This is a genomic window from Streptomyces sp. NPDC036764 (genome assembly GCF_055609385.1).
Window position 1 is genome coordinate 171,106 of the sequence record NZ_JBVJPT010000010.1, and the last position, 12,458, is coordinate 183,563.

General features: G+C 71.0%; 10 protein-coding genes. 2 read left to right on the plus strand and 8 right to left on the minus strand.

Features of this window, described 5'->3' with window-relative positions:
- Positions 1-1,599 (minus strand): amino acid permease, encoded by a 1,599-nt coding sequence (locus ACZ69Q_RS30780; protein WP_471047913.1) that lies wholly within the window; start codon positions 1,597-1,599, stop codon positions 1-3.
- A 171-nt stretch (positions 1,600-1,770) separates the two neighbouring features.
- Positions 1,771-2,166, minus strand: coding sequence for a RidA family protein (locus tag ACZ69Q_RS30785; RefSeq protein ID WP_471048259.1), 396 nt, complete (start codon positions 2,164-2,166; stop codon positions 1,771-1,773).
- A gap of 136 nt (positions 2,167-2,302) precedes the next feature.
- Between ACZ69Q_RS30785 and ACZ69Q_RS30790 the strand changes: the two genes are divergently transcribed.
- Positions 2,303-3,280 (plus strand): helix-turn-helix transcriptional regulator, encoded by a 978-nt coding sequence (locus tag ACZ69Q_RS30790; protein WP_471047915.1) that lies wholly within the window; start codon positions 2,303-2,305, stop codon positions 3,278-3,280.
- On the opposite strand, the gene ACZ69Q_RS30795 is transcribed toward ACZ69Q_RS30790, so the two are convergent.
- The 3 genes from ACZ69Q_RS30795 to ACZ69Q_RS30805 all read right to left on the minus strand — a co-directional run bounded on the left by ACZ69Q_RS30795 (position 3,259) and on the right by ACZ69Q_RS30805 (position 5,718).
- On the minus strand, positions 3,259-3,522 hold the full coding sequence (locus tag ACZ69Q_RS30795; protein WP_471047918.1) for an ATP-binding protein: 264 nt from the start codon (positions 3,520-3,522) through the stop codon (positions 3,259-3,261). The genes ACZ69Q_RS30790 and ACZ69Q_RS30795 overlap by 22 nt on opposite strands.
- Positions 3,523-3,809: 287 nt before the next feature.
- Positions 3,810-4,955, minus strand: coding sequence for an FAD-dependent oxidoreductase (locus ACZ69Q_RS30800; RefSeq protein ID WP_471047920.1), 1,146 nt, complete (start codon positions 4,953-4,955; stop codon positions 3,810-3,812).
- Between the two features lie 7 nt (positions 4,956-4,962).
- On the minus strand, positions 4,963-5,718 hold the full coding sequence (locus ACZ69Q_RS30805) for a TetR/AcrR family transcriptional regulator (protein WP_471047923.1): 756 nt from the start codon (positions 5,716-5,718) through the stop codon (positions 4,963-4,965).
- A 211-nt stretch (positions 5,719-5,929) separates the two neighbouring features.
- Between ACZ69Q_RS30805 and ACZ69Q_RS30810 the strand changes: the two genes are divergently transcribed.
- Entirely contained in the window at positions 5,930-7,255 is a 1,326-nt protein-coding gene (locus ACZ69Q_RS30810) for a ThuA domain-containing protein (protein ID WP_471047925.1), read from the plus strand.
- Between the two features lie 34 nt (positions 7,256-7,289).
- Here the strand turns inward: ACZ69Q_RS30810 and ACZ69Q_RS30815 are convergent, their stop codons facing one another.
- The 3 genes from ACZ69Q_RS30815 to ACZ69Q_RS30825 are packed head-to-tail and all read right to left on the minus strand — an operon-like array spanning position 7,290 to position 12,409.
- The gene (locus ACZ69Q_RS30815; RefSeq protein WP_471047928.1) at positions 7,290-8,492 is read right to left on the minus strand and encodes a PP2C family protein-serine/threonine phosphatase; all 1,203 of its coding nucleotides are present in this window, start codon (positions 8,490-8,492) and stop codon (positions 7,290-7,292) included.
- Between the two features lie 9 nt (positions 8,493-8,501).
- Positions 8,502-10,727: an FUSC family protein gene (locus ACZ69Q_RS30820; protein ID WP_471047931.1), complete on the minus strand. Its 2,226-nt coding sequence runs from the start codon at positions 10,725-10,727 to the stop codon at positions 8,502-8,504.
- On the minus strand, positions 10,724-12,409 hold the full coding sequence (locus ACZ69Q_RS30825; protein ID WP_471047933.1) for an MFS transporter: 1,686 nt from the start codon (positions 12,407-12,409) through the stop codon (positions 10,724-10,726). The genes ACZ69Q_RS30820 and ACZ69Q_RS30825 overlap by 4 nt, the downstream gene beginning before the upstream one ends.
- Positions 12,410-12,458: the final 49 nt, after the last annotated feature.

Below are 12,458 nucleotides of genomic sequence, written 5' to 3' on the forward strand. Positions count from 1 at the left end.
TCAGGCGGGCTCGGCGACGGCCTCGGCAGGCGGCTCGGAGTGCGTGTGGGGTACGTGCTTCAGCTCGATCCGCAGGTGCAGCCGTCGGGCGAGGAAGTAGCCGGCGCCGAGGGCGAAGCCGGCCCCGATGAAGAGCAGAGCGCTCCATTGCAGCCACCAAGTGCCGCCGGTGAGGTCGTAGATCTCGGCGCGGGGCCACAGCAGGTTGACCGTCATGCCGACCTGGAAGAGCACGGCGAGCGTGTTGACGACGATGCCCCAGCGGCCGAGCGAGAACAGCGGTCTGCCCGTCTCGTCGACGCCGTCCGGGAGCCGGTCGGTGCCCCGGTGCCGGATCCGGGTGACCAGCAGCGGAATTGTCACGCCCAGGTAGGCCAGGTAGAGCATGGCGATGCAGAGGCTGGACAGGGCGGTGAAGATCGCCGACTGACGGACGTTCACCAGGAGCGCGACCGCGGCGCCCACGCCCACCACGATCGACGTGATGATCGGCGTACCGGTGCGGGCCGAGACCTTCGCTAGGTGCCGGTGGAAGGGCAGGGCGCCCTCCCGCGCCATGGAGTAGATCATCCGTGCGCCGGAGGTCTGCACGGCGAGGGTGCAGGCGAACACGGCGACCGCGACGCAGCACAGCAACAGCCGCCCCAGAACGCCTCCGAGCCGGTCCGTGAGCACCCAGGAAAGACCGCCGGAGGCCAGGTTGCCGTCGGTCAGACTGCTCGCCGCGAGCAGCCCCGAGAGGATCAGCAGCGCACCGCCCACACCCGAGATGACCAGCGCCCGCAGGATGGTCCGGGGAGTGGTCCGGCGTGGGCTGTGCGTCTCCTCCGCCAGCTCGCCCGCCGAGTCGAATCCGACCATGACGTACGCCGCCATCAGCGAGGACGCGAGGAAGGCGCCGATATAGCCGCCGTCGCCGGCCCAGCCGGTGTTGTGGACCACCACCTGTGGACCCCGCTCGGGCAGGGAGAAGAGCAGCAGTACCAGCACGATCACGCCGACGATCTCGATCATGACGCCGACGCTGGTGGCGGCGGCCATCTGGCGGATGCCGAGGATGTTCACCACCGTGGTGATCACCAGCAGGAGGCAGCCCAGGAGGACCGCGTTCTGGGCACCCGTCGTGGAGGCGACCGTCGGATCGGCGTCAGGTCCGCCGACGATCTGGAAGCCGGACCAGATGCCCGGCAACACCGCCTGCGCGGCGATCGCGGCCGCCGCGACGGTGAGGATCTGCCCCAGGATCATGATCCAGCCGGTGAACCAGCCGACCGTGGTGCCGGCCAGCCGGCTCGACCACTGGTAGATCGCGCCGGAGATGGGCCAGCGCGCCGCCAGTTCGGCGAAGCAGAGCGCGACCAGCAGTTGGCCCACGAAGACCAACGGCCAGGTCCAGAAGAACGCCGCCCCGCCGAGGCCGAAACCGAGGCCGAAGAGCTGGAAGACGGTGGTGAGTATCGACACGAAGGAGAATCCGGCGGCGAAGGACGCGAAGGTGCCCATGCCGCGGCGCAGTTCCTGGTGGTAGCCGACGGCAACGGGACTGGTCGTGACGCCGTCGGCGGGACGTGACGCAGGGGTGGACTCTGATCGGCTCATCAGCGCACCTCGATCGATGATTACCTATCGGCTGACAGGTATTGCGATGGTGGGACCGAGTGGTCTCGCGGCTGAGTCACAGGCGTTAACGTCAGGTAACCTGCCCCTCTCACAGGGGAGTTAGCGGTTTCGCCGCAGAGTGTCCGTCCCCGCGCGATGAGCGAGGTCGCATCATCCGACGGCGGTGCCTTCGAGCTCGACCATCTGGCCGGGGATCGCCAGTCGCGTCACCCCGAGCATCGTGGTGGTCGGCGCCACTCCGGCAGCGCCCAACCGCGCCGCCAGCACTGCGTAGTGCTGGAACAGCAGATCGACGTCGGTCGTGTAGACGTTGAGCCGGACAAGGTTCGCGAGGGACATGCCGGCCTCGCCGAGCACGGCCTCCAGGTTGTCGATGCTCAGCGTCAACTGCGCCGCCATGTCACCGTCGTGCCGGGGCTTCCCGTCGCCGCTCATCGCGGTCTGTCCCGAGATGTACAGGGTCCGTGTGTGCCCGGAGACAACCTCACCCTGGTTGAAGCCCATGTCCACCGACCACGTCACCGGGTTGACCGCCGTTCGTTCCACTGCCACATCGACTCCATTCGATTCATCGGGAGTGCGTACGTCCATCGCCTCGGTAGCCGCCGGCTTTGACGTCGCGGCAACGAGCCTCGCAACAAATCACGACACCCTCAGTCACGTATTCCGTTAGCGTTTTCGAATGCGTGCCGACCGATTGGTCTCCCTGGTGCTCCTGCTGCGCCGGCGCGGTCGCCTGACGGCGAACACGCTCGCCCGCGAGCTGGAGGTCTCCACGCGCACCGTGCTGCGCGACATCGAGGCGCTGTCGGCGGCCGGCGTCCCGGTCTACGCCGAACGCGGCAGGCACGGCGGTTTCGCGCTGTTACCCGGTTTCCAGACCGAGCTCATCGGGCTGAACCACGAGGAGACCCTCGCCCTGCTGACCGCCCGGACAGGGCGCGGCGAGCAGGTATTCGGCCTCCGCCCGGCGCTCGCATCGGCCGTCCGCAAGGTGGTCGACGCGCTGCCCGAAGGCCATCGGGCCTCCGCGAACGACGCGGCCCAGCGCTTTCTCGTCGACCCGGAGACCGACCTGCTCTCACGCCGACTGGGCGCCGACGAGGTTCCCGACGCGACAATGATCGAGGTCAGGCGCGCGGTGCTCGCCGGACACAAGCTGCGCATCCACTACGCGGCCACAGACCGGCCACCTCAGTGGCGCACGGTGGACCCGATCGGCCTGGTGACCGTACGCGACCGGGGCTATCTGCTGGCCACGAGATCCGGCGCGGACCGCACCTACCGGCTGTCGCGAGTGCTGGCCGCCGAGGAGCTCCCCGAAGCGGCGCAGCGACCGAACCGGGTCGATCTGGACCGGATATGGCGGGAACGCTCCGTGCAGTTCCTCTCCGGTAGCGACCACATCATCGTGCTGGTACGCGTGAACCCGGCGCGGCGGGAGGACCTGCTGGACACCGCGCTGGCTGTCCGCGCGGAAGAACCCGACGCGGACGGCCGACTGCGGCTGGAGGTGACCTTCCAGGATTTCCGGCACGCCGAGTGGGCGCTGTGGCAGCTCGGCACGGATGCGGAAGCCCTGGCCCCGCAGTCGTTGCGCACCGCCCTGCGCAACCGTGCCGCCGCGATCGCCGCCCGCTACGCGGACCCGGCCGGCTGAAGTGGCAGCGTCAGGTCGGGTTCGGGGATACCGGGACGGTAGTCGCGGACCTCGACGGCCAACGCATGCCCGGTGCGGACCACTTCGACGGTCACGGCGCTGTGCGCGTGGCGCAGGGCGTTGTCGAGGAGGTTCGTGAAGAGGCGGGTGAGTGCTGTACGACTGCCCAGAACCGCTTCATCGGAGTCGGTGCCGGTGCCGGGGTGGGGGTGGGCGATGAGGACGACGGGCTGACGGGGCATGGCGCTCGGCGATCGTGCGCCACAACAGGTCGCTCACGCACAGCGGTTGGAGTTTCAAGGGCCGGCGCGCGTCCAGGCGGGCGAGGGTGAAGGCGGCGACCCGGTGCGGAGCCGCCTCAAAGCCTGGCTGTGGACCCGACCGAGGCACCCCCCAAGGCCGTCTGCACGGGCTGGCGGCGCCCCCAAGTCTCCGTGTGCACCGCCTGGTTGCCACGTCGCCAGAGCAGAGCCACGGCCGGTTGCCGGTGCGCGGTACGCGGTTCGCGCAAGCCGCGAACGTACGCCTTTCAGCCCGTCGCAAAGGAAGCGAACATGTCGATCAGCGGCTGCGGGGCCCGGTCGTTGAAGATCGTCTCCAAGCCCTCCGCCGACTGCCGGGCGGTCTCCTCGCTGCGCGGAAAGAGCGCCTTCTCGTAGGCCGCCAGTGCCGTCTCGTGGTCCCCGGGGTGCGCGGCGAGCGCCTGGCCGAGTTCGGCGCCGTCGATCATGGCCAGGTTGGCGCCTTCTCCCGCGAAGGGGGACATCAGATGGGCCGCGTCACCCAGCAGAGTTACACCGGGCGTGCGCTGCCAGTCGTGTCCGATAGGCAGTGCGTGGATGAGTCGAGGGGTGAGCGGGCCGTCGCATTCTGCGATCAGCTTCCGCAGGCCGGGCGCCCAGTCGGCGAAGCACTCCGACAGGGCGGCCTTGACCGCGCCGGGGTCGGTGAAGTCGAGGGTGGACAGCCAGTGTTCCGCGGCCCGCAGGGCGGTGTAGACGTGGAGACCGCCATCCGTCTCACGGTGCGCGAGGAAGCCCTTGTTGTCGCCGAGCGCGAAGAACATCCCGCCGCCGATCAGCTCGGCGCACTCCGGGTGGCGGGTGTCGGCATCGAGGAGATCCAGTTCGACGAAGGAGATGCCGCAGTACTCGGGGGTGGCGGCGGATACCAGCGGCCGGATACGGGACCATGCGCCGTCCGCGCCGATGAGCAGGTCGGTGGTGAGGACGGTTCCGTCGGCGAGGGCCACCTCGTGCCGTCCGGCGCCGAGTGACCGCGCGCCGATGACCTTGCTGTTCCAACGGATCGCGTTCTCGGGCAGCGAGCGGAGCAGGATCTCGCGCAAGTCGCCGCGGTCGATTTCCGGACGGCTTCCCATACCGTCGTCCTCCTCTTCCAGCAGGACCCGCGCGCCCTTGTCGAGGACCCGCAGCGCCTGCCCGCCGGGATGCACCTCGGCGCGGAACTGCTCATGGAGCCCCGCGACGCGCAGCGCCGTCTGACCGGTCTCCTCGTGAAGGTCGAGCATGCCGCCCTGGGACCGCATGCGGGCGCTCGACTCCAGGTCGAGGACGACGACTTCAAGGCCGTTGACGTGCAGAACCCGGGCCAGTGTCAGGCCGCCGAGACCGGCGCCTACGACGATGACAGGGTGGTGGGTGGTGGTGCTCATGGTGGGCCTACTCTCTCCTCGGTGCGGGTGATCCCCGGTCCGACGGCTCGCCGGGGCTCTCGTCAGGAGCGGTGCGTGCTGGGGTGGGGGTCGTCCGGGTCCCCTGGATGACCGAGCGGAAGATCCAGGTCAGACGTTCCTGAGGCGTGCCGGACACGAGCGCGTCACCCACCGCCGCGATACGCGGGTGCGTCTCGGACGACGCCCTGCGCAGGGCCGTGGTGAGGGACCGGAAGTCATCCTCGGCGGCGCTGTCGCGATCCCGGGCGGACTGTTCGGCGGCGGTGGCGGTCGCCACTTGCAGCAGGACGTCCACGCCCCAGGCTGCTTGCGCGTCGGGCACCTCGCCCTCGTGCAGGAGGCCGAGGATCGCCTCCACCAGCGCCAGGTAGTTGGGGCCCGAGGGACGGGCGACCAACGCGGAATGAGCGAGACTTGGATGCTCGAACAGCACCTGTGTATAGGAACCGAGCACCGCGATGAGCCGGTCCGTCCACTCCCCCTCGTCGTCGACCGGCGTGCGGTCGACGACGCCGAGAAGGTCTTCCAGGACCGCGGCGTGCAGCTCCGCCGTGTTGGCCACGTACACATAGAGCGACGCCGGCCCGGTGTCGAGTTCCTGCGCCAGCCGCCGCATTGTGACTCGCTGGAGTCCCTCGGACTTCATCAGGCGTACGGCCGTGGCGACGATGCCTTCGTAGGTGAGGGCCGGCTTGGCAGGCCGCTCGCGGCGGCTGCGTGGTGTGGAGCTTCCTTCGGACACGCTCACAGGCTAACGAACATGTTCGTCACGAACAAGTTCGTCAGCCTCCGGTCGGAGTGACGCCCAGGGCGCCGGCACTCCACGACTGAGGCACTCCAGGTGCAGATTGGCCTATACCAACGCCTTGACAGAGCATTTCCATCACTTCTTAAATCATGGTGTGAAATAAGATCCATCCCCCACATGCCGCTTCGCCGGCGCAGGAGAAAACATGCCTCACCCCCCACGACGCCGGCTCGGTGAATCACCCGTGAGGCGGCTCGCAGTACGGCTGTTGGCGGGACTCGCGATGGTGCTGGGGCTCACGGTCGCCCCGAGCCCCGCCGCGCCCACCGCCTCCGCAGCGCCCCAGGCCGCCCCCTTCAAGGTCATCGCCTTCTACAACGGCACCTGGGACGCCGCGCACATCGACTTCGTGAAGGAAGCCAACGAGTGGTTTCCGCGCACCGGAGCCCAGAACAACTTCACCTACACCGCGACGACGAACTGGGATCTGCTCGCGAACGGGGGCGTGAACGACTACCAGGTCGTCCTCTTCCTCGACGACGCGCCGGACAGCGCGGCACAGCGAGCCGGCTTCGAGCGGTACGTGCGGGCGGGAGGCGGCTGGATGGGCTTCCACGTCTCGGCGTTCACCACGGACGCGGGATCGTGGCCCTGGTACTACAACACCTTCCTCGGCAGCGGAAACTTCCGTTCCAACACCTGGGGGCCGACGACCGCGGTGCTGCGCACCGAGGACCGTACCCACCCCTCCACCACCGGTCTTCCCGCGACGTTCACCTCGGCGGTCAGCGAGTGGTATAGCTGGTCCAACGACCTGCGCAACAACCCGAACATCAAGATCCTGGCGTCCGTCGATCCGTCGAGCTTCCCCCTGGGTACCGACCCCAACCAGTCCTGGTACAGCGGCTACTACCCGATCCTGTGGACCAACACCCAGTACCGGATGCTGTACGCGAACTTCGGCCACAACGCCATGGACTACGCCACCAACACACGGCTGTCGTCCACGTTCGCCAGCCCCACCCAGAACCGCTTCCTCATCGACGGGCTCAAGTGGCTCGCCGGAGTGAGCGGCACTCCCACACCCACCGATCCGATCTCGGACACGGCCTGGTACTCACTGGCCAACACCGCGAACGGCGCGTGCGTCGACGCCCGGGCGGCGGCCACGGCCAACGGCACCGCGATCCAGCAGTACACCTGCAACCAGACCCAGGCCCAGCAGTTCCAGTTCCGGCCCACCGACAGCGGCTACGCCCGCATCGCGATCCGCGGCAACCCCCAGCAGGTCGTCGACGTCACCGGTGTCTCGACCGCCGACGACGCGCCCTTGCAGTTGTGGTCCTACGGCGGTGGCACCAACCAGCAGTGGCGCCCCGAGCGGGAGGCATCGGGGAACTACCGCTTCGTCGCCCGGCACAGCGGCAAGTGCCTGAGCACCACGGGCGGTTCGGCGAACAGCGTGCAGTTGGTCCAGCGCCCCTGTGACAACTCGACCGCGCAGTCCTTCCGGCTGACCGAACACCCCTGATCGGGTGCCACGCCGTCGCGCGAGGGCCGTGTCGTCACCACGACTCGGCCGCCGGCGGGTCTGTCGGGCGCCGGCGACGCGGCCTGGGGGTGGCGTCGCCGGTGGCCCGCGGGCCCTTGCGAGGGCGTGTCGCGGCATCAAGGGAGAGGGCGAGGACCGCCCGGTCGTCGTTGTCGGCCTGCGCCGACCAGCATTCGGCGTCGGTGCGGACGAACGACACGACCGTCTCCGGGTCGGGTGGGCGCTCCCCCGAGAACCGTTCACCGAGCCGTTCGAGGACCGGGTAGAAGACGCCGTCCGCGTCGCGTGCCTCGCTCACTCCGTCCGTGTGCAGGACGAGCACCTCCGATGCCGCGAGGGGGTGCACCGTCGTGTCGTCCCCGTCCGGCGCCAGTCCGCCCAGGCCGAGTGGCAGTCCGGGTTCCGTGGGCAGTCGTCGGGCGCCGTGCGGGCCGACGGCCAGGGGCGCGGGATGGCCGCGGTCGACGATGCGCACCTCGCCGCCGTCCGGCGGGAACTCCAGGACCAGTGCGGTGACGAACAGTTCGGGGTCGCCGTCGTCGCCGGCCGGGCTGTTGCGGGCGATGCTGAGCTCAAGGCGGCCGGCCAGCGCGCTCAGGCTCTGCCATTCGTGGGCCGAGACCCGGAAGCTGCCCAGCACCGCGGCGACGGTCTGTACCGCGCCGAGCCCCTTGCCGCGGACGTCGCCGATGATGGCCCGCACCCCGAAGGGTGTCTCGCACATGTCGTACAGGTCGCCGCCGACGAGGGTGCCGCCCTCGCCGGCCTCGTAGAACCCGGCGGCGCGCACCGGGCCGAGTCTGCGCGGCACGGGGCGCAGCAGGGTTCGCTGCATGGCCTCGGCGACCGAGTTGGCGCGGATGAGGTGTTGCCGGGTCCGCTCCCGCTGCGCGGCGAGCGCGACGCTGGCGATGCCGATGAGGGCGGTGGCGAGGTACATGGCGATGTGGTGCTGCTCGTCGAAGTGGCCGGGGCGGCGGGCGGCCATCCACATCTCCAACCCCAGGCACACGACCGCCGACAACGCCGTGCCCCGTGGCCCACGGGTCGCGGCGGCCAGCGGCGGGACCGCGATGAGCATGAAGCTCACCGGCTCGCGGCCCCTGACGACGAATTCGGCGGCCACGTCGACGAGCACCGCGACCATCGGCAGCCACCACACCCAGCCGCGGAGCGTGGGGGCCCGCAGTTCGTTGCGGAGGCTCCCGCCGGACACGGCGCGCCCCTAGCTTCCGCGGCCGTCGGAGCCGGACCCCGACCCGGAGGCCGGGGTGCCCGCGACCGGCGTGGCGCGTGGTGGTCGTCGGATCGCCTCGGGCAGTCCGGCCTCGATGCGGGTGAGTTGGGCGGTGAGGCTGCGCAGCCACATGTCGAGGTCGACCAGCGCGGGCAACGGCGGCCCGGCCGGCCGCACGGGCGGCGGTGCCGTGTCGGGTGACGAGGGCCGTCTGCCGCTGCACAGGTCGGCGAGCCGGTCGGTGGTCTGTGCGAGTGTGCGGGCACCGGCTCGGGCCCGGTCGGCCGCCTCCGGGGGCAGGGCGGCGGTGGGCAGGTCGAAGCGCGGCAGCCACTGGGCGCCGAGCAGGATGTGGTGGGCGGTGAGAAGTACTGCGTGCCAGTCGGCGCGCACGTGCGCGTCGCTGCCGGGTTCGCTGCGGAACTGGGCGTAGGCGGACTCGGCCAGGCGCATCCGGTGCAGCGCGGGGAGCGAGGCCGGGGCCGGCACCGAGCCCGGTGGCACCGCGGCGAGCATGCCGACGGTGCCCCTGATCAGCGGGCCGCACTCGTACAGGAGGCCCGCCATGGTTCTGCGCACCTCGGCGCGGGCGCCGGCGGGCCAGGCGAGCATCCCGCACAGCAGACCGATGGCGCTGCCGGTGACCACGTCCACGATCCGCGCCTCGGCCAGCCGCCAGGACGCCGGGGCGATCTGGGCGAACGCGGTGGCCACCACCAGCGTGAACAGGCCCTGCGCCCAGGCGATGCCGAGCAGCGGCCCGACCGCGAAGGCGATCAGCATGGCCGGTGCCAGGATGGCCGCGTACGCCTCGGTGTGCCGACCCAGACCGGTGAGCAGCGCGCCCGCGGCGATGGCGCCCACCAGGTTGCCGGTGACGCCCTGGCGGATGGCCGTCCACGCCTCCCCCACGGTGGTCCGACTGAGCGTGAGCACCGCGAGCAGCACCCAGAAGCCGTGCGTCAGATCCAGCGAGCCCGCCACCAGGCGGGCGGCGGCCAATGCCGCGGCGATCCGCAGGGCGTTGTGGAACTGCACCGAGCGCAGTGAGATGTTGCCGGTAATCCGGCGCAGCCACAGTTGGGGCGTGGTGGCGTGGGTGTACCAGAACAGCTCCGTGGGTTCGATGGGCGGGGTGCGCCGTCCGTCGAGGCCGACCCGTACGGAGATCTCCAGGGCGCGCACCGACTCGGCGACCGCCAGCAACGCCGCCTGTCTGCGCAACACGTCCGCCGGAGGCACCTCGTCGGCGGGTCCCGCCGCCTGCCGTGCGCGCATCCCCTGGAAGTCGTCGATGGCCTCGTCCATCCGCTGCGGACCCGGAGCGGCCCGGCCGGTGCGCAGGGCGGCGGTGGTCTCGTCGAGGAGGGACACCACGCGTGGCAGCAGCGATCGGAGCGCCGTGTCCTTGCCGTCTTGGCCTGCCTCGACGCCCGTCCGGGCGCCGTCAGTCCCGGTCCCCTTTCCCGCCCCGCCCCGGACGAGTTCGCGCAGCTCGCCGATCTCTGCAAGATGGGCCAACTGTTCGAGCAGCCGTCGGGCGGCGGACCCCGCCTGGGCCAGACCGCGGGCCGCGCGGCCCGGGCCTGCGGGACGCTGGGCGGGCGAGGTGTTGGACAGCCGCAGCCGAGCGCCCGCCTTCCTCAACTCCTGCGGTGAGAGGCCGCTGTCCCCGGTGATGGTGTCGCGCGCCGTCGCAAGGGCCCGCGCGAGCGCCGCCCGGTACGTCGGATCCGATGGATCCGGCAGCAGGAACAGCTCACACAGCACCAGCGCGACCACGCCGAAGGTGAGACCGGCCAACCGCAGCCCCAGCGTGTCGGGTTCGTACGGTGGGAAGCAGGCCAGGATGTAGAAGAGCTGGAGTCCGGGTGCCGCCCCGGCAGGGCGCGGGCCCGCGATCGCCGCGAAGGCGAGGAGGAACCCCACGACGAGCATGCCCAGCACCGCTGCCCACGTGTGCACCGCCAGCACCGTCCCGAGGGCCACAAGACCCAGCCCCACGGGCAGCGCCTTCAGCATCACCTCCGCCCGCTGCCGCCCGGATCCGGGGATCGGGGACAACAGGCCCAGCGAGATCGGCCCGAAGAGCGCGTACAGGGCGAGCACGGGTTCGTCGAGCCCGTACACGAAGGTGTAGAAGCCCAGCGACGCGGCGAGGGTCACCCGCACCGACCGGTGCAGGATCCGGGCCCGCTCCGCCGCGCCCGTCACGGCCGACGCCCACCGCGTGACGGCCGCGAGCCCGGCCGGCCGGCAACGCCCGGAGTCCGCGCGCGGCCCGAACCGGGCGAGTGGTGCGGGCCGGGTGAATCGCCCAGGCCGGGCGAGTCGTACGGGCCGAGTGAATCGCCCAGGCCGGCCGAGCCATCCGGGCCGAGTGAATCGTCCAGGCCGGCCGAGCCATCCGGGCCGAGTGAATCGTCCAGGCCGGGCGGACCGTCCAGGCCAGGCGTGTCATCCAGGCCGGCCGAGTCGGCCAACCCTCCCGAGCCGGAGGCACGAGGCGGGCCGGCCGACGGGACGCCCCCGGTGGCCGCGAGCCGGTGGCGTACCACCAGGACGACGGCGGCCGCCGCAAGGATCACCGCACCTCCGCAGCGCAGGATCGCGTCGTACGCGGCTTCCGGCGACCGCTCCGGCACCATCGCCGTGATCGCGGACGCGGCGGCCGCCAGCGCGACGCCGCCCAGCGTGACCAGGAACGTCAGCAGTACACCCGAGGCCTCACCGGCCCGCTCGGGCGCCACGACCTGCTGGGTGGCCACACTCGCGAACGTCCAGCCCAGCCCCAGGCCCAGCCCGCACCAGGCGAACACCGGAACGTACAGCCACCAGGCCGTCACCAGGCTGAGCACGATCATCCCCGTACCGGCGACCGTTCCGGCCAGCGCCATCACCGACACCGGTCGCATGCGCCCGGACAGCCTGGCGCCGAGCGGCCCGCTGATGGCCACCAGCGCGGCGGGCGCCAGGAACACCACGCCCGCCTCCAGCGGTGACAGCCCCCGCACCTGCTGGAGGTACAGCGTCGAGACGAAGACGGTGACCGCGTAGCCCATGTTGGTGACGGTTCCCGTGCCGGTCACCAGGACATAGGGCGTGTTGCGGAAGAGCCCGAGGTCGATGAGCGGATGACGGGCGCGCAGCTCCCGCCGTACGAACAGGGCGCCCGCGACGACGGACAGGGCCAGCAGGGTGAGGGTGCGGGCGTGGTCCCAGCCCCAGGCGCTGCCGCGTTCCACGGCCAGCGTGAGCGCCGCGAGCGCGCACACCACGGTCGCGCAGCCGGTCAGGTCCAGTTGGCGCGGTGCTGTGGGATCCCGGGAGTCGGGGACGTACACGTACGCCACGGCCAGCGCGAGCACGCTCAGTGGAGCCAGCAGCCAGAAGATCCAGCGCCAGCCGGGCCCTTCGGTGAAGCCGCCGCCGACGAACGGCCCCAGCGCCGTACCCACGTTGGCGATCCCGAAGACCGCTCCCAGCGCGCGGGCTCGCGTCGTGTCCGGGAAGGCGTTGGAGATCACGGCGACCGACACGGGGAAGACGAAGCCCGCCCCGACACCCTGCACGACCCGCGCCCCGACGAGTGCCCACAGCCCGGGGGCGAGCGCGCACCCGACCGAGCCGGCCGCGAACAGGGCCGTACCGCCGAGCAGGGCTCCTCGCCGTCCGAAGACGTCGCCGACCCGGCCGCCCACGATGAAGCAGCAGCCGATGGCGAGCATGCAGGCGGAGAGCGTCCACTGGCCGGCCGAGGCGGTGACACCGTATTCGTCGGCGATGCCGGGCACGGCCAGGTTAAGCGCGAAGAAGTCGAGCTGGATGCAGAACAGGGCGACCGCCACCGCGATGAACGCCCCCGTCCGCGCGGCCCGCGAAGACTCAGCGCCCATGAGCACGTTCCTCTCGGACCGACACCACCACGGCAACGAACCACGGCAC